Consider the following 24363-nt stretch of genomic DNA (forward strand, 5'->3'; position numbering starts at 1 on the left):
TCACTGAAAGATCGCACTGATCAGCGAGCAGTGCGGTCCCCCGACCACCCGTCAATCAACCACGCATTTTGTAGCCGTATCAGATCATTTATTCAAGGAGCAAGATTGAGAAGGCGGCGAAAATGCTCAGTAATTACGTGGAGGTCGCGAGGTCGAATGGCGCAGGAATCGAGGGGCGGGAGGGCGGCGGGGATGCCGGCTGAGGGAGAAGAGAATACGGGACGCGGCGCCGGGTCATAGCGCCGCGTCCCGTTGTTCAGATCAACGCAGGGTCGCGCCGACTTCGCCTTCGAGCCAGTCGACAAGCAGATTATCGGCTCGCTCGACGTCTTCGTCGGTGAGCGTCTTCTCGGACGAACGGTAGACCACCGACAGCGCCAAAGAGCGCTTGCCTTCGGCGACCTGCTCACCAGAATACACGTCGAAGAGCTCGACCGATTCAAAGATCCGACCGAACTCGTCGTTCTCGGTCGCCAGTCGCTCTACGGCACCCTCGAGATCGGCGTAGTGCGCGTCGAGGTCGTACAAGAGCGCAAAGTCGTGAGTGACGGCCGGGTAACGTGACAGTGCGGTATAACCCATCTCGCGTCGGCCCAGCTCGAACAAGGCGTCGAGATAGACTTCGGCCACGAGCACATCCTGCTCGACGTCGAGTTCGGCGGCCACCGCCGGATGCAGACGACCGGCGCGAGCAATCAAATTGTCCCCGCCGCTCCACTCGGCCTGCACGCCCGGATGCAAATACGGCTCCTGCTCCGAAGGCACCTGCCACTCGAGCTCACCGGTGGCAAAGGGGCGACAGATCGCTTCGATGACGCCTTTGAGATCGAAGAAGTCCCACTCGCTGTCGCCACTCCAGTGCTGCTCTTTTCGGCCGCTCATCAAGAGCGCCAGCGTCGGACGTTCTTCGTCGGGGAAATAGCGCCGACCAAACTCGAACAGCGTAACATCGTGGGTGCGCTGGGCGAGGTTCGTCTGCAGGTTGTCCAACAAACCGGGCACAAGCGTGGTCTGCATGTGACGGTCGCTGGCGATGAGCGGGTTCGCGAGGTCGACCGTCTCGCGGCGACGATCGCCTTCGGCGAGGCGCAGCACGTCGAGATCTTCGGGTGACATGAAGCCGTAATTGACGACCTCGAATAGACCGAACGAGAGCAACTGAGTACGAATTCGATTGCGCACGTCACGGTCGGGCCGCGACACGATGGTCGGACGCTCCTCGGCGTCGGGACGAATCGTGTGGGCATATCCCATCGACGAGCGCGGGAGCTGCTCGGGGATATTGTCGTAGCCGTGCATCCGCGCGACCTCTTCGACCAGATCGATCGGCCGCGTCAGGTCGGGTCGGTACGTCGGGATCGTGCACGCCCAAGCGCTATCCTGCTCGACGAGCGCGATGCCCAGCGCCGTCAGGTGCTCTTCGACCGCCTGCTCGGTGAGGTTCGCCCCCAGAACACGCTCGCTCAGCCCCTTGGCGAGCACGGTCGTCGCCGGCTCGGTGACGCCTTCGCTTGTGGCTTCGGCGATCCCTGCGCGCACCTTCGGCTCGGCGCCGAGGTGCTCCTGGGCCTTCACCATCAAGCGCACGGCACGCGCCAAGGCCTTCGGAAGCCCGGCAGGGTCGATGCCGCGCTCGAAGCGATGGCTCGAGTCGGTGTGCAGCGAGTGGCGCTTGGCGCTCTTTCGCACGGTCGTCGGGTCGAAGTAGGCGCATTCGATGAGGATGCGGGTGGTCTCGTCGCCCACCTCGGTCTCCTCGCCTCCCATCACGCCGGCGATCGCCACGGGGCGTTCGCTGTCGGCGATCACGAGATCGGCCGGATCGAGCTCGTACTCGTTATGGTCGATGCCGACCATCGTCTCGCCCTTTCCTGCCCGCCGCACGCGAATTTCGGGCCCCGACAGCTCGTCGAGGTCGAAGGCGTGCAGGGGCTGGTTGAGTTCCATGAGCACGTAGTTGGTCACGTCGACGATATTGTTGACGCTGCGAAGCCCCACTGCGGCCAGTCGCGCCTTGAGCCAGGCTGGGCTCGGGCCGACTTTGACATCTTCCATCACCGCGAACAGGTAGCGCGGGCAGCCATCGGCGTCCTCGACCGTCAGCGGGGCGGCGTCGGTAGCCTGGTCGCCCTCGCCTTCCCACGGTGCAGCGCCGCCGAAGGATTCCGGCGTCTTCAATTCGCGGCCGTACAGCGCGGCGAGTTCGCGGGCCACGCCCATATGGCCGAGGCAGTCGGGGCGATTGGGCGTCAGGTCGATCTCGATGACCACTTCCTTGAGGTCGAGGGCCTCGAACACCGGCCGTCCCAACTCGAGCGTCTTGGGCAAGAGCAAGAGCCCGTCGGACTCCTCCTCCAGATCGAGCTCGTCGGCGCTGCACAGCATGCCGCTCGACATCTCCCCGCGCACCTTGCGCGAGACGATCTCGAAGTCGACGCCGGGAGGGCTACTGCCCGGAAGCGCCAAGGGCACATAGTCGCCCTCGCCCATATTCTTCGCCCCGCAGACGACCTGCGTGAACTCATCGGCGCCGTAGTCGACGTCGCACAACACGAGTTTGTCGGCGTTCGGGTGCTCGCGAATCTGATCGATACGGGCCACGACGATATCATCGGCGCCCTCGCCCAATCGCTCGACGCCGTCGACCTCCAGGCCGGCCATCGTCAGACGATGGACGACCTCATCGACAGCGAGTCCGTCGAGATCCACCCACTCTTGGAGCCAGTTCCAGCTTACTTTCATTGTAGTTCTCTTGAGTCTTGAGTCTTGAAGTCTCGAGGTTTCGGCTCATGGCTAGAACTGCCTCAAGAACCTCAGATCGTTCTCGAAGAACGTGCGGATATCGTTGATCCCCAGCTTGAGCATGGCGATACGCTCGACGCCCATGCCGAAGGCAAACCCGGTGTACTTGTCCGAATCGACGCCCACGGCCTCGAAGACGTTCGGATCGACCATGCCGGCGCCCAGAATCTCGAGCCAACCGGTGTGGCTGCACACACGACAGCCTTCGCCTTCGCAGAAGATGCAGCCCACGTCGACTTCGGCGCTCGGCTCGGTGAACGGGAAGTAGCTCGGCCGGAACCGAACGGGGGTTCCCGGCCCGAAGACGCGCTCGGCGAAATGATGCAGCGTGCCCTTCAGATCGGCGAAGGTGACGTCCTCGTCGACCAGAAGCCCCTCGACCTGGTGGAAGACGGGGCTGTGAGTCACGTCGGCGTCGCAGCGGTAGACCCGCCCCGGTGAAATGACGCGCACGGGCGGCTCGTAGGCGAGCATCGTGCGCACCTGCACCGGCGAGGTGTGGGTGCGCAGGAGGCGGCCATCTTCGAGCACGAAGGTGTCCTGCATATCGCGCGCCGGGTGGTCCGGCGGGAAGTTGAGCGCCTCGAAGTTGTAGAAATCCTCTTCGACTTCGGGCCCTTTGGCCACGTCGAAGCCCATGTCGGCGAAGACCGAGATAAGCTCCTGCTCGACCTCGGCCAGCGGATGTCCGCCGCGCACGGCGGGCGTGCGCGCCGGCAGGGTCACGTCGATCCGCTCACTCTGCAGCCGACGCTCCAGCTCGGCCTTCTCCAACGCGTCGACGCGCGCCTCGAAAGCCTGCTGGATGGTGCCCTTGGCTCGGTTAGAGGCCTGGCCGGCGGCCGGCTTCTCCTCGTTGGGAAGCTCACGAATCAACTTCATGAGCTCCTGGACTCCACCTTTGCGGCCCAGGTAACGGTTTTTGATCTGGATGGCGTCTTCTTTGCGCTCGGCGCCCTCCAACTCTCCGACGGCTTCGTCGGCGAGCTGTTCCAATTTGGTTTCGAGTTCCGACACGTTCATCGAGTGCCTCGGTTTGGTACGGTTCGAATGCGAATCGCGGTTTACAAGAAACGACGACGCCCCGCAACGAGATTACCGGTGCGGGGCGACGCGAACTTTCGATGCAGGCTGAACAGCTCAGCCCGATGTAGGCTTAGCCCAGAGCTTCTCGCGCCGTCTCCACGACCTTGGTAAAGCCCTTGGGGTCAAAGACGGCCATGTCGGCCAGAACCTTGCGGTCCAGCTCGACGCCGGCTTTGTTCAGCCCACCCATCAGCTTGCTGTAGCTCATGCCGTTCTGGCGTGCGGCCGCGTTGATACGCGTGATCCACAGGCGACGGAACTGGCGCTTGCGCTGACGGCGGTCACGGTAAGCGTAGGCCCACGCACGGTGGACGGTCTCTTTGGCGTTTTTGTACAGACGACGCCGACCACCGTAGTAGCCTTTAGCGGCCTTCAAGATCTTCTTGCGGCGGCGGCGTGCTTTGGTTCCTCGTTTGACGCGCGGCATTAGGGCACCTCGTTAAAATTACTTGTAGGGCAGCAGTTGCTTGATGCGCTTGGCGTCGGCCTTGGTCAGGTAGCCGTCTTTGCGCAGGTGGCGCTTACGCTTGCTGCTCTTGTGGGTCAGAATGTGGTTGCGAAAGCCTTTGCGATACTTGACCTTTCCACTCTTGGTCACTTTGAATCGCTTAGCGGCGCCGCGATGTGTCTTCATTTTCGGCATAGCTTCCTCTCTTTGCTGGGCGACCGGAGCCGCCCATCTATCTCAATCTCATGCGACTAACGAGCGTCGTAGCACAATCGTTCCCGGACCGGGACCGAAAACGGGTGAGAGTGACTACCGGATTGACTCGAAAATATCAAATGCTTTTTTATTTGTGCCTCTCCAGCCCCCGACACTACCCGTTTGGCCGGCCAAAGCGCTTGAGCGTGCGGTAGTGGGAACGCACCGCCTCCGAGAAGGTCTCGTGGACATTGTAGGGGACGTCGAACTCGCGCGCCGTGCGCTCGACGATGGGTGCGATCGCCGGGTAGTGCACGCTGCAGACGCGCGGAAACAGATGGTGCTCGATCTGGAAGTTCAACCCGCCGATATACCAGTTCAGGAACTTGTTATCGCGCGCGAAGTTCGCGGTGGTGCGCATCTGGTGGATCAGCCAATGCTCTGCGATCTCGTCGTCCGCGTTCGGCTCGGGGTGCTCGGTCTCCTCGACGACATGGGCGAGTTGGAAGATCACGCCCAAGATCAGCCCTGCAGTGAGGTGTACGGTCAGAAAACCGATCAAGAATTGCCACCAGGCCAAGTCGAGGACCAGCAGCGGCACCGCGATGGTGTAGCCGTAGTAGACGAGTTTGGTGACCACCAAAATCACCCACTCGCTCGCCGGATGGCTCTTGTCTTTATACGGCCCCAGGTCGCGCTGCAGGAAGTACTTGTAATCCTTGACGAAGACCCAAAAGAAGGTGGCCAGGCTGTAGGCGGCGAAGGCCAACACGTGTTGGACGCGGTGGATCCAGTGATGGTCGGTGTGCGGTGACAAACGAATGAACGGAGCGACCTCCAGATCTTCGTCGTGACCGTGAATATTGGTGTAGGTGTGGTGGATCACATTGTGAGTGATCTTCCAGATATAGCCGTTCGCCCCGAGCAGATCGAAGCTCAAGCCGAGCCATCGATTGACGGCCTTGTTCGACGAATAGGCCCCGTGCAACGCGTCATGGGAGATCGAAAAGCCGATGCCCGCCATCCCCACGCCCATCACGAAGCACATCGCCCACATCGCCCACAGCGGAAGTAGGCCACTGATAATTAAGCCGTAGGAACCAAAGTAGAGCCCGAACAGCACAAGCGTCTTCACGATCATCGCGCCATTGGCATGTTTCGACATGCCCCGCTCCTTAAAATAGGTGTCGACGCGTGTTTTGACCGCCGTGGCGAAGTCGCGATTGTCTCGATTGTCGAAGGTGACCTTCTGTGAGCTGGAGCTCATTACTGCCTTTTAGCGAGAGGAGACCTAGATAAGTGGTAGGAAGAAAAGCGCCCCCAATAACGCGTCTCGAAACTACCGAGACAGGCGATCATCTCGCCCGTGTACACGATAGAACACTCGGGAGGATATATAATGTCACTTTTATTTGACAGTGGAGTGCTCCGGGCAAGGCGATGACCTTGCAGCAAGCGAGTTGAGCGGTATGCTGGGGCCGACCTCGAATCAGGACCAGCCTTATGCTCTCCAAAGTCTTTCGCACCATCCTCGAGACGAGCGCCGAAGCTTCGGCGGCCAACGGACCGTCCTTGAACCTGTTGCGCGAGGTTTGGCCCACGCTGTTGGGCGAGCCGCTGTGTCATCGCACACAACCAACGGGCTGGGACAACGGCGTGCTGACGGTGGGCGTGGCCAGCGAGCACTGGCTCCACGAAGTGCGCCGCAACCACCGACGCATCCACGGCAAGATTCAACGATTGCTGCCCTGGCCGGTCGACGAATTGAAATTTGTCGTCGAGTCGCTCCCCCCGGCGCCGAAGGCAGCGCGCGCTGCGTCGCAAGACGCGCCGCAGAGCAGCGAGGTCGACGAGAGTGTGCGCCAGGATCTCGATCGCCTCGACGCCTCCACCCGCGAGATCATGCTGCGCATCCGCGGCCACCTCGAGCGCGACGACTGAGCCATTGTCGACGGGGTTTGTTCGCCGACCCGACTTGCGCCATCTTCTTAGTTCCTATATTGAATGCGTGACGCTGCCGGCCTGTGCACCTACGCCGGTCCGGCAGGTCGTTCGCAAATGTATCGCCTGCCGGGTCCTGACCCACAAAACGAAACTCTGGCGCATTCGCCTCCAACGTCCGCAGCGTGCGGGCGTCGGGCCTCGTCAAGTCGATATTTGCGACCGGCCACACGTAAACAAGCAAGCCTCTATCGCACACGTGAGAGCATGGTAGAAACCACCTCTGAGAAGTCCTTTGACGATTTTTACTTGAGCGACGAAATGCTCAAGGCCCTGCGCACCGTCGGCTACAAGCGCCCCACTCCGGTCCAGGCTGAGTCTATTCCTCTCATCCTGGCGGGTATCGACCTGATCGTGCAGTCTCAGACGGGTTCGGGAAAGACCGCGGCGTTTGCCATTCCGACGATCGAGATGCTCGAGCCCAAGCCGGGCCGCATCGACGTGCTGGTACTCGCCCCCACTCGCGAGTTGGCCAAGCAGGTCTGCAAAGAGTTCGAACGATTGGGGCAGTACAAAGACCTGTCGGCCACGGCCATCTACGGCGGCGCCTCGTACGAAAAGCAGTACAAGGCGCTCGAGACCGCCCAGATCGTCTCGGCGACCCCCGGTCGCTTGCTCGACTTGGCCAAGCGCGGATCGATCGATCTGAGCAACCTGCGCATCCTGTGCCTCGACGAGGCCGACGAGATGCTGTCGATGGGCTTCCGCGAAGAGCTCAACGCCATCGTCGACTTTCTGCCCGAGGAGCGCCAGTCGCTGCTCTTCTCGGCCACGGTCAACGAAGATATCAAAGCGCTGGCCAAGGGGATGCTCTACTATCCGGAGTACATCTCGCTGTCGGGCGATCAGGTCGCCGCCGAGGCGGTCGAGCACGTCTACTTCCGCTGCCGCGGAGTCGGCCGCGAGCGCGATCTGCTCAAGGTGATCGAATACGAGAAGCCTGAAAGCGCGATCATCTTCGCCAACACCCGCGACGATACGTTCACCGTCACCAAGTTCTTGCAGCGCCACGGCTACCGCGCCAAAGTGCTCAACGGTGATCTGCCCCAAAAGCAGCGTGAGAAGACCCTCGGCGAGATGCGCGAGGGCAAGGTCGACTTCATTGTCGCCACCGACGTTGCCGCACGTGGCATCGACATCACCGACCTTACCCACGTCATCAACTACACGCTGCCCCAGTCTGCCGAAGTCTACGTGCACCGCACCGGTCGAACCGGGCGCGCCGGCAAATCTGGCCGCGCGGTCAGCCTGGTCTCCCCGGCGGAGATGGCCACTCACTTCGATATCATGTCGCTGTACGACATCGACATCACCCATCGCGAGTTGCCGACCGCCGACGAGATCGTCGAGGCCCAGGAACGAGGCCGCCTCGGAGAGTTGACCAGCCAGATCATGGAGCTGTCGCGCATCCCCTACGGCGGCAAGCTCGGCATGGCTCGCCAACTGCTCGAGACGACCAACGGCGAGGATAACGACGAGCGTGTTCAGATGCTCGCGCGCCTCCTGTCGCTGGGTGAAGCCGTCGTGCGTGACCCGAAGAAACGCGACGCCGTCACCGGACGCGCCTTCCTGAAGTCGGCGTCCCCGCTGGCGCCCACTCCGGAAGCCGGCCGTCCCGAAACGACCAAGCAGGAGCCGACCAAAAAGGAAGCGCCCAAGCAGCCCGAGCCGAAGAAGAAAGAAGAGGAAGCCAAGGCCGCCGAAGCAAAGGCCGCCAAAGAGGAGAAGGCGCCCAGAAAGGAGCGTACGCGCAAGCGTGAGCGCTCCGTCGAGAAACAGCCGGCCGAGCAAGCCGTGGCCGTCGAGGCCGAAGCGGCTCCGGCTCCGGAAGAGACCGAGCGGCCCAAGCGGCGTCGTCGGCGCTCGCGCGGCGCTCAAAAGCGCGGCGAGACGAAGACCGAGGAAAAACCGACGACCGAGGGTAAGAGCGGCGCCAAGCGACGACGATCGCGCGGCAGCAAGTCACGCTCGCGTAGCAGCAAAGGTCGTAAGAGCCGCAGCAGCAAAGGTCGCAAGAGCCGCAGCAGCAAAGGCCGCAAGAGCCGCAGCAGCAAAGGCCGCAAGAGCCGCGGCAGCAAAGGCCGCAAGAGCCGCAGCAGCAATGGTCGCAAGAGCCGCAGCAGCGAGTCGCGCCAGACCAAGCAGTCCCAATCGAAGTCGACCGAGTCGAAGCCGCAAACTCCGAGCTTCCCGGTCTCCAAGATGTACATGAACGTCGGACGCGACCACTTCGACGACGAAAAGGAGCTTCTCGACATGATCTGCTACATGTCGGGATTTGCCCCCGAAGACTTCGGCGATGTCTCCGTGCAGAGCAGCTATAGTTTTGTGCAGGTGCGCGAAGACTATTTTTATGACATCATCAAGGCGATGAACAATCAGGAATGGAAAGGCGTTAGCCTTACCGCCGAGCCTGCACGCAAGTAGACGTGCCGGCCGGCGACGGTTCTCGAACCACGGAGACTGGTTTATGGGTTTTGGCAAATCGTGCGGTCGCGCAGCAACTCTCATCGCCCTGATGCTGGCCGTAAGCTTGGCGTTTGCCTGCGAAGAGTCCGAGACGAAGAAGGACGAGCAGGCGACCGACCCGAATATGCCCCCGGCACAGGTCGACCTGCCTTCGCCTCCGCCGGCCTCGGCGTTCAATATCCCCGAGAAGAACGACGACGGCACGCTTCGCGTCGAGGGGATCATTCAATACAAAGACAAGCACCTGGAGAATCGGGTGCGCGTCAAAGGGGTCGTCACCCAGATTCTGGGTGACTGCGACCCCAAGAAGGCCAAGAAGACCGGCGAGCCTTGCCCGCAACCTCACTACATCATCCAAGATGAAGAGGGAGCGGAAAAGGAGCTCATGGTCGTCGGTTTCGACCGCGAGTTCTTCGAGAAGGCGAAGACCAAAGTCGGCGAGACGCATACCTTCGAGGGCACTTACAAACAGATGGCCCAGCAGTTCGTAAACTCCGAGAACGGACTCTTGCTGCTCGACAAGATCGGCGAGGTCAGCGTGCTTGAAGAGAAGTAAGAGAGCGAAAGAGCGAAAGAGCAAAGAAGCTAAAGAGCAAAGAAGCGAAAGAGCAAAGAAGCTAAAGAGCAAAAAAGAGGAGCGGGCGCCCAGCTGGGTCGCCCGCTTCTCTTTTACTTCTTTACTCTTTTACTTTTTCGCTCTTTTACTTCTTTACTCTTTTACTTCTTCGCTCTTTTACTTCTTCACTCTTTTACTTTTTCGCTCTTTTATTTCTTCACTGTTACTCTCCCGCCTATTTGCGCCCTTTGGGCGGACGTTTCTGTGCCTGCAAGATGATCCGCGAACTCGCCGGGCCCAGGAATTGACCGCGGTGGTGGAGCTCTCCGCTGACCTCGCGCACGGCGAAGCCGGCCGCTCGCAGCAGTTGAACGAGCTCGTGCAGCGAATAAATCCGAATGAACGTGTTCTGCTCGAGCGGAGGCGAGCCGTCTTCGTAGATAAACGATCGCTTGGTGTGCAGCACGCTCGTGCGGTGGTCGAGTTCGACCTCTTCGAGGAAGACGCAGTCGACGCCCTCCCACCATAGGCGGTGAGGCATCTTGGTGACGATGTGGTCGCGATTGAGCACATCGATGAGCAGACGCCCACCCGGACGAAGCGCGCGGTGAATCCCGCGCAGCACGCGGAAGTTGGTCTGGTCGTCGAAGTAACCGAACGAGGTCTGCCAGATGAAGCAGGCGCTAAAGATCCCCTCGAAGGAGAGCTCGCGCATGTCGCCGTGGATGAACTTGATCGATAGCGACTGCTTTTGAGCCTCGTTGAGCGCCTTCTGCAACAGCGGCATCGACAGGTCGAGGCCGGCGACCTCGAAGCCGCGCCGAGTCAACTCGATGGAGTGGCGGCCGAAGCCACACGCCAGGTCGAGAACGCGGTCGTTTTCACCAAGGTCGAAACTCTCCTCGATAAAATCGACTTCGCGCTTGGTCTGCCGGTGGATGTCTTTGGGCAGCGTGCGCAGGTACTCTTCGGTGAAAACCTTCTGGAACCAAGTGTCGCGAGGGGAACGTGGCTTTTGAGGCTTCTTTTTCTTCTTCTGCTCACGCGCCTGCTTGCTCTCGTCGAGCAACTCTTGAACCAGCCCGCTCAGCTCGGCGTCCTCCTCTTGGGCGGGGCCGGGCTTGGCTGCGCCTTGGCGCGGTGGCTGCTTCTTGGCCGGTTGTGCCTTGCCTTGTTGCTGAGGGCCTTGCTGCTGAGGGCCTTGCTGGGGCGGACGCGCCTCACGGTTCTGAGGCGGCGGCGTCGGCCGCGGCGGCGGCTTGACTTCGTTGGCGTCTTCGATCGCTTCGCTGTCGAGTTCGAGTTCGACCGCTTCAGGTTCGATCTCGGGAAGATCGTCATCGACTTCGGCGGTGTCGGCCTCGTCGTCGACCACGGCTTCATCGCTCAGCTCGACGACATCACTCTCTTCTTGTTCGAGTGCCGGCTCGTCAGCCGTGGCAGCCTCTTCGCCCTCATCGACCGGGACTGCTTCGACTTCCGCTTCACCATCCTGAGAGGGAAGCTCGACCTTACCTGCACGAAGCAGTGGTCCCCCCTCTTTCCATCGGGTCGTCAAAACACGCGGAGGAAAGACCAACACATCCGGTGAATGGCTGTGGTCGAGAAGCAGCTCCGACTCGTCGAATTCTTCGGCTTGGACCTGACGCTCGAATTCGCGCCGATCGATCGCGGTCATCTGGATGGTCTTGACCATCTCTTGGCGGTCGTAGCCGACCTCCTCGTCGGCAGGCGGCTGCTGAGCACCGGCCTGATCCGCAGGCTCGTCGCCGTCTTCAGGCGAGGGGCGTGCTTCGGCGTCCATGACCACTGTCGAGGTGAGTTCCTCGTCGCGCTCATTGGCCTGAGGTGCCACTCGCTCACCCGATTGAGCCTCGTCGGCGTCGGGTGGGTCAGACTGAGCAGTCTCGGTGTGGGCTTTGCGACTCGACTTGCGCCCGGACAGGATCGCCGCCGAGGGAACTCCCTCGCCGCCCTGGTCTTCGGCGGCCGAATTGGCAGACCCACTCTGGTTGGGCACGCGAAATTCGGGCATCTCACGAGTCAGCGCGTCGAGTTCGTCTTCCGCCTGTTGGTCCGGCGATTCTTTGGACTTGGATTCGCCGGGGGGGATCTCCTCGGTAAGCTCGATCACGTCGCTATCTTCGTGGAGATTGTCCCCTCGTCCCGCGGTTTCATCAGCAGACTTCGGCACAGATTCAGGCTCCTCGTGCGGTGACTCGATCAAGTTCGATCAAGGGTCTCGCCTGCTGTCACGCACAAGCTCGGCACAGACCGAGCCCGCGCGGGGGCGGGCGATACAAAAACACGGATCGAATGCCCCAGAAGTGTAGCGCACCCCTTGCGGTCTCACAAGTCTTTGGGTCCGCGAAAATTGCGCATTGCCCGCGCTACTCCACGCCCCCGAGGAATTGACCCATCTTGAGATGCTGGCCGGTGGCGAGTGTCGGGTCGAAAGCAAAGTCGGGGTGTTCGATGAGCACGATGACCGTCGAGCCCAGATTGAAGAGTCCCAGCTCGTCGCCGTGGTCGATGGCCACCGGCTCCTCGAGTTCGAGTTCGCGCCGACGCCGAAAGCGGTGGTTGGTCTCGATGTCGTGAAACGACACGCCGATGCGGCCCACGCAGGTTGCGCCGACTTTGCACACGCCCACTTTGCCCAGCTTGGGGTTGTCGATATACGAAATCAGGCGTTCGTTGACGGCGAACAGCTCGTCGATATTGCGCACCGCGAACGAGTTGACCGGGAAGAGGTGTCCCGGGATATAGCTGACGTTGGAGATATCGCCGCTCACCGGAGCGTGGATCCGATGGTAGTCGCGCGGAGACAGATAGATCGTGGCGTAGTGTCCGCCCTCGAAGACGTGGCGGTATTTGCCGCTGTCCACCAGATCGACCAGACGGTAGTCGCGCCCTTTGGCCTGAATGAGGGTATTTTCGACGATCGGGCCGAAGTTGCTCAACACCCCGTCGACCGGCGAGACGGCCTGAGCAGCGTCTCGAGTCGCGACCGGACGCGCATCCCCGCGCAGTTTGCGGGTAAAGAAGGCGTTGAGGCTCGGATACGCGTCGGGCTCCTGCTCCGATTCGGTCAAATCGACCCCGGCAAAATCGGCAAACACGCGGTTGACCGTGCCCTGGAGCGCAGGAGGAAGCTCGACCTCGGAGACCGAGCCGAAGGCGCGGCTGACGAGGTTTTTGGGGAGCAATTTCAGCGCCTGGACGGCGATACGTTCCATGACCATATCGTGACTCACTTCTTCGACGGTGATGGCTTGGGGCGAGGCGATTCGTGCGCGTGCCGCTCAATCGCGGCGACCTTGCATCGACACGGCCGCCTTGTCAATTCGCCAGCAAGGCTTGTCATTTCGCCAGCCCAGCCTGTCGATTCGCCGGCAAAGCAGGCGTTCGACGCTTGACGCGACCGGGCTGGGACTGACAATGCGTATGTGGAGGGGACTCGTGCATTCACCGGGCCCCGACCGTTTTATCCCTGAACAGGGAGGATGTATGAGACGCACCGAGTTGACCAAACAGACAGCCCGCCAGAAGGGCTACGCCGCCATGGGCTCGGCTTCGCTGACCGTGTTGTTCGTCTTCATGGTTTCACCGTGGTTTCTGCTCGCCGGTGGCCCGGCGACGGCCTGGCTGACTTACCGTTGGCTTCAGTATCGTGCCGAATGGGGCCTACGGTTTTGACTTGATCGCACGGGCCCATTCTCCTCGGCCCGTCGTCCCCCTGCCCCACACCCTCTTCTTGCGACGGGTTGCTCGCTCACATTGCGCGACTGCACACCTTCTGCCTATAATCGCGGCGGAACTGAATCTGACAGAATGATTGCCAAGTCCGTGCGCCTACCCGACTTGTCTGCGATGAGTCTCGCGCGCGCGCCGCGACCTTGAGGCCGATGAACCGATATTTTGGAACGCATACGCTCGACGGCGAATGGCACGCCCTTCTCCCACGCTACCTTCTTCTTGGTGACCGCATCCGCGGCAGCCGCGTGCTCGACATCGGTTGTGGAACCGGGATCGGCTCGTCGCTGCTGCTCGAGTTGGGCGCCGAGTCGGTCAAGGGCGTCGACCACCGCCCCGAGATCGTCCAACTCGCCAAGGTCAAACACGACAAGCAGGGCCTAGATTTCCACGTCATGTTCTGGGAGGAGCTCGACTTCCCCGACGACAGTTTCGATGTGGTCGTCTGCCTCGACCCCGCCTCGCCGATCACCGATCCGAACCTCCTCATGGAGGTGCGTCGGGTCCTGCGTGACGGCGGCGAGTATATCTGCGCGCTCGAGCGCACGAAGGTCGCCGGCATCGAAGGCTTGCTGCCTCGCTATGGCTACACTAGCGCGGCCGACCAGGTGTCGATTGGTCAGTCGAACAACCGGGTGCCGCAGATTGGCGAATTGTCGACCTACTTCAAGACGGTCGTGAGCTTGGTCCAACGCCCCCATGTTAGCTACGTGTTCGAGCCCGAGAGCCCGCAAGGCGGCGGAGAGATTCCCGACAGCGAACAGATGCGCCGCGTGCCCGATGACGGTGCCGAAGGCGGGATTTGGCGCTCCGAGCAGAAGCCAGGCGCGGACTCCGGCCCACGCCGAGCCGGCCAGTGGGTCCCCGTCGACAGCCATTTGAGCTCGGACGACGCCGAAGTGGCCGCCGTCGAGATCTTCTTTTGCGGTGACGACCATCTTCCGCCGCCCCCGCTTCGCGAGATTCGACTGCCGTATTACAACATCGTCGAGCGCCTCGAGCAGGTCATCGGTGATCTGCAAGTCCGCCAGCGCCTGGGCGGCGAGCCGTCGTCCTTCGACGAGGTGCTCGACGAGCCGGCGCCGCCGATCGACGAGGACAGCCGGACCACGGACGAGTTCGAGGTCGATGGCGATTGGGACGATATGCCCACGGGTGTGCGCAAGCGCCCGACCCGGCCGCCCAGCGCCGAGCCGGCGCGCGTGGTCGAGCTCGAGTCTCAGCTCAACCATTTGACCGAGCTGTATCAACAGGTTCGCCGCGACTTCGACCAGATTTTGCATCAGACCAAAGCCGCGATCACCGAGCGCGACGAGTATATCGATCACCTCGTCCAGAAGGTCCACGAATGGGAGGATCGCCTCGACGAGGATCTCGTGCCGGAGGACGCGACGAGCGAAACCGGCACCAACGAATTCTCTGAGACAGCTACGACCAACGTCTTCAAGGTCTCCGAACTGCGAAACGAGGACGACCAGCCGTTGCTCGATGAGCTAGGATCCTCGGAGTCGGACGGCCTCGACGAGGATTCATCGGAAGCCGAAGGCCTCGACGAAGACTCCTCCGAAGCCGAAGGGTTGGACGAGGACTCATCGGAAGCCGAAGGTCTCGACGAAGATTCCTCCGAAGCCGAGAGCGACGAGACCGACGAGACCGACGAAAGCGACGAGAGTGACGAGAGTGACGAGAGTGACGAGAGCGACGCGGCCGAAGAGAGCGACGGCGACGCCGACTCGGATGAGGAAAGCTCCGACTCGGACGATTCCGAAGAGAAAGTCGAAGAAACCACCGAATAATCAGGCGTGCACGTGAAAGACGTATCCGAGTTGTTCCCACATTCTCTTCGAAAGGCCCGTCAGACGGTATTGGTATTGGCGTCAGCTGCGATGGTCCTGTCCACGAGCACTGCGGCCTTCGCTGCAGGATTCGAAGTTCCGGAAAATACCACCAAGTCGGTGGGCCGCGGCGGCACCGGTGCGGTCAACAAGCGTGACCCGAGCGCGCTCTATTTCAACCCCGCGCTGCTCGAACGCGCTCGGGGTGCTCAGGTGCTTCTCAACGTCAACCTGCTCAACCTGAACCTCGAGTTTCAACGCGATCCGTTGGTCAACGAGGAGAACCGGCGAAATCCCAAGCTCGAGTACGATGCGATCCGCAATCAAAGCGGGTTCTTCCCGGCGCCCTTTTTGACCGCGAGCTGGGATCTGGGAATCGAGAATCTGACCATCGGCGCGGGTCTCTTCGGACCCAGCGGCTACGGGCAGCGCTGCTACGGCAAGCTTACCGACAGCGGCTGCGATGTCGACGAGGACAACGGCGGGCGCTACATGATGGTGGGCACCACCCTCATCGAGGCCTTCGCCTCCCTAGGGGCAGGCTACCGAATCGAGCTTCCCTACGGCGATCTGAGCGTCGGCGCCAGCGCTGCGGCGACCTACCTCGACAGCGACTTCACCCTGGTCATCCATGGTGGCACGGATCGCGAGAACTGGGAGGATCCCGAAAACGATGCGGTCTTTCGCGGCAACGGGCTCAGCGATTGGGCGTTGTCGGGCACCTTCGGGCTGGCTTATGACATTCAGGGGTTTCGTCTGGCTGCATCCTACCGTCCGCCGATCTCCTGGGAGGCCGAGGGCACCGCGGAGTTGACGCCTGCGCCCTCGAATAATCTGGGCGAGTTGACCGACGACGGTGTGACCCTTCGCACCGAGCAAGCCGGAGTGCTTCGCATGGGCTTCGGCCTCGAAGCCGGCGAGCACCCGGGTGACGCCACCCGGCCGCGCTATGACTTCGAGTTCAATATGGTCTGGGAAGACTGGTCGCGCGTCGATCGATTCGAGATCACTCCTCATGGCAAGCTCAAAGTGCTCAACGCCGAGACCGACCTCGGCACGCTCTATCAGGTCAAGGGCTACGAGGACACCTTCAGCTTCCGCCTGGGCGGCAGCTACGCGTTTAACGACTGGTTGACCGGCCACGCCGGCGGCTACTACGAAACGGGCGCACAAGCCGAAGAGTACACCAACCTCGACTTCGTCAGCTGGAACCGCTACGCCGGTGGACTCGGCGCGACGTTCAACGTCGTCGACGGGTTCGACTTCGATGTCGCCTACATGCACGTGTACTCTCCGGAGCGCCACGTCGACGAAGGTGAGATTTACAAGCAGAGCCTCTCGGAGACCGAGGGTGGCACGGCGCAGAACACCGGCACGTGGAACTCGAGCTTCCAGTTGGCCAGCTTCGGCGTCACGTATCGCTACGACTGAGTTCCTACGACAGATCCAAGACGTTGACTTCAAAACCGCGAAATCCATTTCCCGGCGGCCTATTGGTCCTCGGGCCCGACGGTCGAATCATCGAAGCGCCAAGCTTCTTTTTCGACCTGCTCGAGATCGACAACCGAGCGGCGACCTCGATCTATCACCTCTTCGACCCGGATGACCCGCCCTACATGAGCTTTTCGAGGGTGGTGCGCCGGGGCAACGGGGTCATCGAGTACCACGTGGCGGTCAACGGCAGCCTGGGCGGCAGCAAAGGCTTTCGCTACTGGAGCCTGCCGGCGGTCGAAGGCAACAAGCAGGGGCGCGCCTCGACGTTCTATATCACCGACGAGAGCGCGGTCATCCAGAGCTTCGAATGGGAGCGTCGGCGCGTGCGCCGCGAGATCTTGCGCGACGTCCAGACCGTCGTCGCCGATTTCCTCAACCAGAAGCTCTCCGGAGTACGTGCGCTCGCCGAAGTGCTACGCGACGTCCCCGAGGCCGCCGAAGAGACCGGCGTGCGCATCGTCGGCGCGCTCGACGAGTTGCGCGCGGCCGTCGCCGAAATGGGCCGCACCTCGATGGTCAACCTCTTTGGCACCGCCAGCGATCAGCCGCTTCGCGTGCTCGAATTGGCCGACGTCTTCTCGGCGTGGAGCCGTGGAAAAACGCCCGTGCAGTGCCGTGTCAAAGAGGCCGACGAAGAAGCATTGATTTCGGCGGGTTTGCTCGAGGGAGTCCTCTTGCCGATCGTGAGCAACGCCATCGAAGCCAGCCACGGCAACGAACCGGTCAACATCTTCGTCGAGCAGATCGACGAGGCGATTGTCGAGTTTCGTATCCGCGACAAAGGCACGGGCATGCCCAGAAGCGCGCGCGAGCGCTGCGAAGACCCGTTCTTTACTACCAAGGCCGGACACCTCGGCTTGGGCCTTACCAACGCGAGCGAGTTTCTACAGCGAGTGGGCGGCGAATGGTCGTTCGAATCCACGTCGAGGGGAACGACGGTGAAAGTGCGTTTGCCGTTATCGTCGGGCGACGAGTTCCTGCGAACAGCTTAGGGGAAGGATTGAGGGAGTGACGGACCGCGGGCTCGAGAAGCGACGCGAACGCCGCTCTCTGATTCAATTCCGCACCGATCAGTCCCCCACCAACGCGTGGACACTGTCGGCGATCCGGGTGCGATACTTGCGCATGATCGCCTGGGTGAACCCGAGCGTGGTGCTGCCGTCGGTAGCGACGTGCCAGAAGTAGCCGGTGTTCCCCACCGGCTCGGAGACAAACGTCGTGTCGCTCGACTCCAGCACGACGGACTCCAGTGGACCGTCGCAGTCGAGCGTGGGCACGAGTTCTTCGAGGTGTCGGAAAAGCTCGCTCTGGAAGGCGTCTGCGCCTGCAGCGCCGGCAGCATCCTCCGCCGTCACACATGCCAACTGCATGCCCGATTCGAGTTCGACGATACTCGCCAACTTACAGCCGGGAAGCTTAGCGGAGAGGTCTTCGAGTACGGTGAAGAGGTCCATGGATGGGGGCTCGTGGTCTCGGGTCTCGAAACTGCTTGACTGAGTTGAGTCGGTTAGGCGTCACGCGATTGGAGAGCCTCGCCGAGGCGCTCGGAAAACTGACGCATGAGCACCAAGACGACGCCGAGGCTCGCATCGCGACCGACGACGGCGAAATGATACTGCTCGGTGCCGGCGATGCGACGCACCACCACGTAGGCATCTGCGAGCGTAAGCTGCATCTCCTCGGCATGGGCACCACGATCGAGAGCGGAGGCGATTCGCTGCGCGCAACTGACCGTGCTTAGCAGCTTCTCGCTGACGGCGTGCGGGTCGTGCTTGCCTGCCTGAGAGGTCTCCACGAAGCTCGCCTCGGCATCTTCGCCCGGCCCGGTTAGACCGGTGACCCGTAGCTTGGCGCACTCGTCGACAAAATCCTCCAGCGCGGCGATCAACGATGTCTTGGGTGTCTGCACCGGAGACGCCAGATTCGACGCGACATCCTCGAGCACTTCCGGCCCGCTCGCCTCGTCGCCCAGAGACTGACCACCGTCGGCCGCCACCGAGGCTTCGTCGAAGCCAAGGCTCTCATCACCTGACACTTCAGACTCGGACACTTCAGACTCGGACACTTCAGACTCGGACACTTCAGACTCGGACACTTCAGACTCGGACACTGCAACGAGCTGTGGCTCGCTTTGCTCCTCGACTTCGGAGACCGAGCTCTCTTCGAGCGCCTCACTGATGGAACTCTCATCCAAGCCCAACGGCTCGGGCTCGGAGATCGGTTCGTCTGCCTCCGGCTCTTCGAGCTGGCTGTCAGCCTCGAACACATCCGCACTTTCGAGCGCCTCCGAGCTCGCCATGCCGATCTCTTCGAGCTCCTCCTCGGTGAAAAACGAGTCCCCGGTGAGGCGATCGGTGTTGTCGTCGCCGGTCGAGTCGGGATCGACTTCAGCGCTCTCTTCGTCCTCGTCTTCGGAGACCTTCTTGAGATCGATCTCGGCGGACTCGCTGGGACGAAAGCTCGAAAACGGCGTGCCGTCGTTCTCGCTCGACTCCTCTTCGTCGGCGCTGCTCGCCTCGGCCAGGCGCATCTCGTCGGCGCGTTTGACCGCTTCGAGCAACAGATCCTGCCAGCCGACATGGATCGTGGGCTCGTCGTAGTCGACGTCCGACTCCATGAAGATGTCGCCCTGGCGAAGCGCCAGCATCCGGTAAACCGCCTCGGGCCCGTCCTCACCGTCGAACTCGGCGTGGACGAGATCACCGCGGTCGAACACGATCTTGCCGCGATGCTCTTTGTGCTTGAGGTGCAGCAAGGTGGTGCGCTTGGCCAGACACAGCATCTGGATGATGTCGGTCAGCTCGAGATCGGAGAGCATCCCTTGGAAGCCCTCCTTTTCGTCGAGCAGATCGAGCGCCATGTCGCGCAGCTCGCTGATGTTGAACGGCTTCTCGATGTAGTGGGTGATCCCCATGCGATCGGCAAAGCTCTCCACGCGACCCGAGCCAAAGGAGGTCATGATCACCACCCGGGCGTCCGGGGCGATCTCCTTGGCGCGCAGGATCAGCTGGAAGCCGTCGACTTTGCCGGGCATTTTAATGTCCGACACGAGCAAATCGACGTTGCCGCCTTTGAGGATTTCCATGCCCTCTTCACCCGAGGGCGCCGTGATGACCAAAAGGTCATCGCGCTCCGGAAAGAGGTTCTTTTCGAGAGCCCAGAGTAGGTGCTCGTCTTCGTCGACTATCAGAATGCGATGCATGTGCTCGTCGGCGTCGGATCGGGGCAATAAGCTTGACATTCTTGTGTGTTTCGACGGTTTATATAACCACGGTTCTGCGAGAGGAACAAGCTTGCATTCCGAATGAGAACGCGTCGCTTCAAGGCAGCTTTCCGACCCCCGACGGCCCGACGACTTATGCACTTCCCCCGATCGCGGCACAGCATGTGCGCCCCGGCAGGCTTCGGACTGCTGGTGCTCATGGTGGTGCTATGCGGGTGTCAGGGGGGGCAGAAGGTGGCCGACGAGTCCACCTTCGAGCGGATGGTGGGTTCGGCGCCCGGCTCTCCCGAGGCCGCCCCTGAGAGGCGTCGCGGGGCGTTGTGGTATCAGATCGAGGCGAACTCGACCCGCTTGGAGGTGCACGTTCGCCTGCTCGATCCCCCCGATCGCGCCTCGTTCTTCCTGCCCGGCCCGTGGGCCGGCCGCACCGACTTCGCCGACAATATCAGCATCCAGGGAGCCAGTTCGAACGACGGGCCCGTCCCCTTTACCATCAGCCGCAGCGACGGGCGTATCGACGTCGAGTCCGACGACGCCGAATGGATCCAGCTCGATTACGCCGTCGCCCTTCGCCACCAGTCCGACGAACGTGCGCGTTTCCACCCTCGCTTTGCCGATGGTGTTGCCTTTGCCTATGGCCCTGCGTTCATCGTTCTGCCGAGCGAACAGATCTCGCGCCAAGTGAGCGATATCCCCATCGAAGTGCGCGCGCCGAGTGATTGGCGTCTGCTGGCGACCTGGCAGCATATTCGAAGCGCCCAATCACAAGCAGTCGAAGGCTCGTCGGTGCACGGGTTCATGGCACCGACTCCCGGCGCCCTGCGAGACGCGTTCGTCGCGGCCGGAGCCGACATCGAGCTGTACCGACCCGAGAGTGTCTCGGGCGACTCGCAGCTCACGGTTGGATTTGCGCCGGCGATGGAGGTCGACCGTCAGGAGTATGGCGAGCGCATCGCTCAGCTCGTGCGCGCCTACCGCCAACGCTTCGGCGATCTAGGTCCGGCGACCGCCTTTGTGCGCCCGCTCGAGGAAGCCAACCCCAGCCGAAGACGCGGCGTGGGCCGCCGAGGCGGCTTCGTCGTCGAAGTCTCCGAGACCCAGCCCCTCGATTCAAAGACCCTGCTGCTGCTGGCTCACGAGGCGTTCCACCTGTGGAACGGTCATCACCTCACCCCGGAGCCGAGCGCCGAGCAAGCCACGCGCTGGTTCAAAGAGGGTGTGACGCACTATCTTGCGCTCAAGACGCTCGCCGAATTGGGGCTCTTGTCGCGCGAAGAGGTCTTGCGTGAACTCTCGCGCGCGGGCAGCTACTACCAGCGCAACCCGGCCGCCCGACGTCGCAAGTCTTCGACGGCCGATCGCGCGCGGCTTCCCTACGACAAAGGCGTATTGCTCGCCGTCGCCCTCGACGCCACGCTGCTAGCCGACAGCGAGGGACGCGTGGGCCTCGACGACTGGGTCCGCCATCTGATCGAGCAAATGGGCGATGCAGGCAACGCCTACGACGCCGAGGATTTGCGCTCGACGCTCGTCGAGGTCGCCGGCACGTCGAGTTCTCGGGCCGCCAAGCTGTGGGACGAGCATGTCGCCGGAGCCAAGCCCCTCGAGCCCGCGCGCGTCTTCGAACGCGCCGGACTGCACTGGCTCGAGAGCTCCGAGCAGTCCAAAGCGCGACTCCTGCCGGTCAAGCGTGACAAGAGCCCTTTCGGGCACATGTTCCCGGCAGACACTTCTCAATGACCCCTCAAAGACTATGGACGACACCACCATCGACCCGCAGACACCTCACAACTCCAAGCAGCCGCGCCGCTCGATCGAGGATAATTACCCGGAGTACCTCGAGCATGAATACGGCTATGCCTACGAGGTGGCCGATGTGATGTCGCAGGCGGAGATCATGCGGCACGAGGAACTATTGCACGCCGACACCGCCACGCTCGAGGGGCTCGAACTCGACAGCCTCGATGACTTCCAGAAATGGGCGGTAGCCCGTGCCTGGCGCCGGCTCGGCGATCACGAACGCTTCCTCGACGTCAGCAAGCAGTTGCTCGACTCCCAGAAAGAACACCCGGTCGTCATCTACTCGGAGATCTCACGGTGGGTCGCCCAAGAACTCGCCGGAGCAGACAAGCTCGAGGACGCCAAAGACCTACTCACGAAGCACCTCGCGCGCTGGGACTCCGACGTGCAAGCCCGTGAGCTGATGGGGATCGTCGAGTTCCTCACAGCCGAGGGCGACGACTCGACGCTACGACAACTCGCGGACGAGTATCCCGCCGACGCCGAGCTTCGCTACGAAATTGCCGAGGACCTCTGGCGGTTTGGAAAGCACCGCGCCGCCGAGCGGTGGCTCGATGAGGCTCGACAGGCGGCCGAGCAGTCGGGCGATGAGGCCGCGTTGGTCGATATCGAGCTGCTCGCCACGCGCATCGCCAACGCCCCGCTGGCCAGCAGCCAGCCCGAGGAGCATTCCGAAACGCAGTAGACGGGGTCCGCCCACCAGGGCCCCCGCCGGTTTCAAGTTATGCAGCCACAGTCTCAGATCACAGCGCGCGGATTGATCCGGTTGCGCTGGTTTGCCATCGCCGGGCAAATTCTCACCATTGCGCTCTCCCGGCTGGTGCTGTCGTTGCCGGTGCCGCTCGTCGAACTGGGCGGGGTGATCGCCTGCGAAGTTGGCGTCAACCTGCTCGCGATTTATCTCAACGGGCGCAAACCCGAGCAGAGCTCGCTGCAACTCGGCCTCTTTCTAGGCATCGATTTGCTCATCCTCACCGCCCTGCTCTACCTGACCGGCGGCCCGCTCAACCCGTTTAATTTTTTGTACGTCGTCCACATCGCCCTCGCCGCAGTGACCCTCGAGCCCAAGTGGACCTGGAGCTTGGGCCTGCTGTCGATGGGACTGTTCGGACTGCTCTTCGTCGACCACCGCCCTTTTCCCATGGCGTCGGGCCCGATGACCACGGGTGCCATGGAGCACGGCCACGCTCACGGCACGCTCAACTGGCACGTCAAGGGGATGTGGTTCGCCTTTGTCGTCGCTGCAGCTACCATCACCTTCTTCGTCGGGCGCCTCGCCCGAGAGCTCGAAGCGCGCAACAAGCAACTGGCCGCGGCGCGCGAGAAGTCGCACCGCGCCGAAAAATTGGCCGCCCTGGCAACCCTGGCGACGGGCGCCGCCCACGAGCTGGGCACTCCACTTTCGACCATCGCGGTGGTCTCCAAAGATCTGGAGTACGAAGCCGAGCAAAGGGGCGAAGAGAGCACGCTGGTAGAAGACGCGCGCCTGATTCGCGCTCAAGTCGACCGCTGTCGCCAGATCATCGACCAGCTCGCCTCCGACACCGGTCAGACTCTTGGAGAATCGGCGCGCGCCGTCCAATTGACGGAGGTAGTCGACGAGGCGATCGGGGAGATCGATGACGTCGACCGGCTCACCTTGGACATCCCTCCGCGGCTGGCCGAATCAGTGGTCTACGGTCCGAAGCGCACACTGGTCCACGCGGTGCGCGCGCTGGTCAAGAACGCGCTGCAGGCCTCCCCGTGCCACACTCAGGTTCGGCTTAGCGTAACCACCCGCGAGGAGAGTTACTGCTTCGAGGTCATCGACCACGGCCCGGGCATTCCGGCCGAGCACCGCGCGCGTGTCACTGAGCCGTTTTTTAGCACCAAGGAGACTGGTGAGGGCATGGGACTCGGCCTCTTCTTGGCGCGAAGTGTCGCCGACACGCTCGGCGGCGATCTTCGCTTCGAGGACGCCCCCTCCGGGGGAACCCGAGCCGTGCTCGAGCTTCCCCTCGAGAAGGTCTCCCGCCCCCAAGGAGCACGCGTATGAAGGACCCTGTGGACGCCGCTGAAGGTACCGACGAGATTGCCCCGACCATGCTCTTAGTCGACGACGACGACATCTTCCGTCGCCGACTGAGCCGTTCGATGGAGCGCCGAGGATTCGAGGTCTCCGCGGCAGCCGATTACGACGAGGCCATCAACCTGGCGATGGCGCAACCTCCCGAAATGGCCGTGGTCGACCTGAGGCTGCCCAGAAAGAATGGCTTGGAGTTGGTCCGAGATCTGCTCGAAATCGAGCCGACCATCCGTGTGGTGATGCTCACCGGTTATGGCAGCATCGACACCGCCGTCGACGCCACTCGCCTCGGCGCCGTCAATTTCATTCAAAAACCCGCCGATGCCGACGATATCTTGGCGGCCTTCGACCGCGGCGAAAAGCCCCCGCTGTCGGAGAGTGATATCGACTACGACGCGCCCTCACTGGCCCGCGTCGAATGGGAGCACATCAACCGCGTGCTGGCCGATTGTGGTGGCAACATCTCCGAAGCCGCTCGCAGGCTGGGCATCCACCGACGCACGCTGCAGCGAAAGCTCAACGCCAAACCGCCCAGCGAATAACGCGGCGCATAGGGAGATGATCTAGATCAGGGGGGTGCGACAACTTGCCACATTCGATCTGAGGCCACAGTCCATACTCTGGGGGACGTAC

General features: G+C 62.1%; 20 protein-coding genes. 11 read left to right on the forward strand and 9 right to left on the reverse strand.

Annotation, left to right across the window (positions count from 1 at the left end; translation table 11 throughout):
- Nucleotides 1-261: 261 nt before the first annotated feature.
- The 5 genes from pheT to FIV42_RS03305 form a co-directional block, all read right to left on the reverse strand.
- On the reverse strand, nt 262-2742 hold the full coding sequence (pheT, locus tag FIV42_RS03285; protein WP_141196291.1) for a phenylalanine--tRNA ligase subunit beta: 2481 nt from the start codon (nt 2740-2742) through the stop codon (nt 262-264).
- 51 nt (nt 2743-2793) lie between these two features.
- Complete coding sequence (gene pheS, locus FIV42_RS03290) at nt 2794-3825, reverse strand: phenylalanine--tRNA ligase subunit alpha (RefSeq protein WP_141196292.1); 1032 nt, start codon at nt 3823-3825, stop codon at nt 2794-2796.
- A 133-nt stretch (nt 3826-3958) separates the two neighbouring features.
- Nucleotides 3959-4315, reverse strand: a complete 357-nt coding sequence (gene rplT / locus FIV42_RS03295) for a 50S ribosomal protein L20 (RefSeq protein ID WP_141196293.1) — start codon at nt 4313-4315, stop codon at nt 3959-3961.
- 18 nt (nt 4316-4333) lie between these two features.
- On the reverse strand, nt 4334-4531 hold the full coding sequence (rpmI, locus tag FIV42_RS03300) for a 50S ribosomal protein L35 (RefSeq protein ID WP_141196294.1): 198 nt from the start codon (nt 4529-4531) through the stop codon (nt 4334-4336).
- A 175-nt stretch (nt 4532-4706) separates the two neighbouring features.
- Nucleotides 4707-5798: a fatty acid desaturase family protein gene (locus tag FIV42_RS03305; protein ID WP_141196295.1), complete on the reverse strand. Its 1092-nt coding sequence runs from the start codon at nt 5796-5798 to the stop codon at nt 4707-4709.
- 236 nt (nt 5799-6034) lie between these two features.
- Between FIV42_RS03305 and FIV42_RS03310 the strand changes: the two genes are divergently transcribed.
- From FIV42_RS03310 to FIV42_RS03320, 3 genes are all read left to right on the forward strand, one after another.
- A complete protein-coding gene (locus FIV42_RS03310; RefSeq protein ID WP_141196296.1) occupies nt 6035-6472 on the forward strand; it encodes a DciA family protein in 438 nt (145 codons plus the stop codon).
- A 267-nt stretch (nt 6473-6739) separates the two neighbouring features.
- On the forward strand, nt 6740-8959 hold the full coding sequence (locus FIV42_RS03315; RefSeq protein ID WP_168210364.1) for a DEAD/DEAH box helicase: 2220 nt from the start codon (nt 6740-6742) through the stop codon (nt 8957-8959).
- Nucleotides 8960-9002: 43 nt separating this feature from the next.
- Entirely contained in the window at nt 9003-9557 is a 555-nt protein-coding gene (locus FIV42_RS03320; protein ID WP_141196298.1) for a hypothetical protein, read from the forward strand.
- A 235-nt stretch (nt 9558-9792) separates the two neighbouring features.
- Here the strand turns inward: FIV42_RS03320 and FIV42_RS03325 are convergent, their stop codons facing one another.
- Nucleotides 9793-11691, reverse strand: a complete 1899-nt coding sequence (locus tag FIV42_RS03325) for a class I SAM-dependent methyltransferase (RefSeq protein WP_141196299.1) — start codon at nt 11689-11691, stop codon at nt 9793-9795.
- 256 nt (nt 11692-11947) lie between these two features.
- Nucleotides 11948-12796, reverse strand: coding sequence for an archaetidylserine decarboxylase (gene asd / locus FIV42_RS03330; protein ID WP_168210365.1), 849 nt, complete (start codon nt 12794-12796; stop codon nt 11948-11950).
- A gap of 271 nt (nt 12797-13067) precedes the next feature.
- On the opposite strand from asd, the gene FIV42_RS03335 reads away from it, so the two are divergent.
- From FIV42_RS03335 to FIV42_RS03350, 4 genes are all read left to right on the forward strand, one after another.
- Nucleotides 13068-13256, forward strand: coding sequence for a hypothetical protein (locus tag FIV42_RS03335; protein WP_141196301.1), 189 nt, complete (start codon nt 13068-13070; stop codon nt 13254-13256).
- A gap of 209 nt (nt 13257-13465) precedes the next feature.
- Nucleotides 13466-15109 (forward strand): class I SAM-dependent methyltransferase, encoded by a 1644-nt coding sequence (locus tag FIV42_RS03340; RefSeq protein WP_141196302.1) that lies wholly within the window; start codon nt 13466-13468, stop codon nt 15107-15109.
- A 90-nt stretch (nt 15110-15199) separates the two neighbouring features.
- Entirely contained in the window at nt 15200-16579 is a 1380-nt protein-coding gene (locus FIV42_RS03345; protein WP_141196303.1) for an OmpP1/FadL family transporter, read from the forward strand.
- Nucleotides 16580-16602: 23 nt separating this feature from the next.
- On the forward strand, nt 16603-17634 hold the full coding sequence (locus FIV42_RS03350; protein ID WP_141196304.1) for an ATP-binding protein: 1032 nt from the start codon (nt 16603-16605) through the stop codon (nt 17632-17634).
- A 78-nt stretch (nt 17635-17712) separates the two neighbouring features.
- On the opposite strand, the gene FIV42_RS03355 is transcribed toward FIV42_RS03350, so the two are convergent.
- The gene (locus FIV42_RS03355) at nt 17713-18096 is read right to left on the reverse strand and encodes a hypothetical protein (RefSeq protein ID WP_141196305.1); all 384 of its coding nucleotides are present in this window, start codon (nt 18094-18096) and stop codon (nt 17713-17715) included.
- Between the two features lie 53 nt (nt 18097-18149).
- Nucleotides 18150-19844, reverse strand: coding sequence for a DUF4388 domain-containing protein (locus FIV42_RS03360; protein WP_168210366.1), 1695 nt, complete (start codon nt 19842-19844; stop codon nt 18150-18152).
- Between the two features lie 156 nt (nt 19845-20000).
- On the opposite strand from FIV42_RS03360, the gene FIV42_RS03365 reads away from it, so the two are divergent.
- The 4 genes from FIV42_RS03365 to FIV42_RS03380 are packed head-to-tail and all read left to right on the forward strand — an operon-like array spanning nt 20001 to nt 24272.
- A complete protein-coding gene (locus FIV42_RS03365; protein ID WP_168210367.1) occupies nt 20001-21605 on the forward strand; it encodes a M61 family metallopeptidase in 1605 nt (534 codons plus the stop codon).
- A gap of 13 nt (nt 21606-21618) precedes the next feature.
- On the forward strand, nt 21619-22350 hold the full coding sequence (locus FIV42_RS03370; RefSeq protein ID WP_141196308.1) for a tetratricopeptide repeat protein: 732 nt from the start codon (nt 21619-21621) through the stop codon (nt 22348-22350).
- 39 nt (nt 22351-22389) lie between these two features.
- Nucleotides 22390-23700, forward strand: a complete 1311-nt coding sequence (locus tag FIV42_RS03375) for an ATP-binding protein (RefSeq protein ID WP_141196309.1) — start codon at nt 22390-22392, stop codon at nt 23698-23700.
- The gene (locus FIV42_RS03380) at nt 23697-24272 is read left to right on the forward strand and encodes a response regulator transcription factor (protein ID WP_141196310.1); all 576 of its coding nucleotides are present in this window, start codon (nt 23697-23699) and stop codon (nt 24270-24272) included. The genes FIV42_RS03375 and FIV42_RS03380 overlap by 4 nt, the downstream gene beginning before the upstream one ends.
- Nucleotides 24273-24363 lie beyond the last annotated feature (91 nt).

The sequence above is a fragment of the Persicimonas caeni genome, from assembly GCF_006517175.1.
In the GTDB taxonomy this organism is placed as follows: Bacteria; Myxococcota_A; Bradymonadia; order Bradymonadales; family Bradymonadaceae; genus Persicimonas; species Persicimonas caeni.

Coding starts and splice junctions, on each gene's coding strand:
- FIV42_RS03335 (WP_141196301.1), top strand. CDS start 13,068: ATGAGACGCACCGAGTTGACCAAACAGACAGCCCGCCAGAAGGGCTAC.
- FIV42_RS03355 (WP_141196305.1), bottom strand. CDS start 18,096: ATGGACCTCTTCACCGTACTCGAAGACCTCTCCGCTAAGCTTCCCGGC.
- FIV42_RS03340 (WP_141196302.1), top strand. CDS start 13,466: ATGAACCGATATTTTGGAACGCATACGCTCGACGGCGAATGGCACGCC.
- FIV42_RS03315 (WP_168210364.1), top strand. CDS start 6,740: ATGGTAGAAACCACCTCTGAGAAGTCCTTTGACGATTTTTACTTGAGC.
- rpmI (WP_141196294.1), bottom strand. CDS start 4,531: ATGCCGAAAATGAAGACACATCGCGGCGCCGCTAAGCGATTCAAAGTG.
- FIV42_RS03380 (WP_141196310.1), top strand. CDS start 23,697: ATGAAGGACCCTGTGGACGCCGCTGAAGGTACCGACGAGATTGCCCCG.
- FIV42_RS03320 (WP_141196298.1), top strand. CDS start 9,003: ATGGGTTTTGGCAAATCGTGCGGTCGCGCAGCAACTCTCATCGCCCTG.
- FIV42_RS03360 (WP_168210366.1), bottom strand. CDS start 19,844: ATGCATCGCATTCTGATAGTCGACGAAGACGAGCACCTACTCTGGGCT.
- rplT (WP_141196293.1), bottom strand. CDS start 4,315: ATGCCGCGCGTCAAACGAGGAACCAAAGCACGCCGCCGCCGCAAGAAG.
- asd (WP_168210365.1), bottom strand. CDS start 12,796: ATGGAACGTATCGCCGTCCAGGCGCTGAAATTGCTCCCCAAAAACCTC.
- pheT (WP_141196291.1), bottom strand. CDS start 2,742: ATGAAAGTAAGCTGGAACTGGCTCCAAGAGTGGGTGGATCTCGACGGA.
- FIV42_RS03305 (WP_141196295.1), bottom strand. CDS start 5,798: ATGAGCTCCAGCTCACAGAAGGTCACCTTCGACAATCGAGACAATCGC.
- FIV42_RS03345 (WP_141196303.1), top strand. CDS start 15,200: ATGGTCCTGTCCACGAGCACTGCGGCCTTCGCTGCAGGATTCGAAGTT.
- FIV42_RS03370 (WP_141196308.1), top strand. CDS start 21,619: ATGGACGACACCACCATCGACCCGCAGACACCTCACAACTCCAAGCAG.
- FIV42_RS03375 (WP_141196309.1), top strand. CDS start 22,390: ATGCAGCCACAGTCTCAGATCACAGCGCGCGGATTGATCCGGTTGCGC.
- pheS (WP_141196292.1), bottom strand. CDS start 3,825: ATGAACGTGTCGGAACTCGAAACCAAATTGGAACAGCTCGCCGACGAA.
- FIV42_RS03310 (WP_141196296.1), top strand. CDS start 6,035: ATGCTCTCCAAAGTCTTTCGCACCATCCTCGAGACGAGCGCCGAAGCT.
- FIV42_RS03365 (WP_168210367.1), top strand. CDS start 20,001: ATGCACTTCCCCCGATCGCGGCACAGCATGTGCGCCCCGGCAGGCTTC.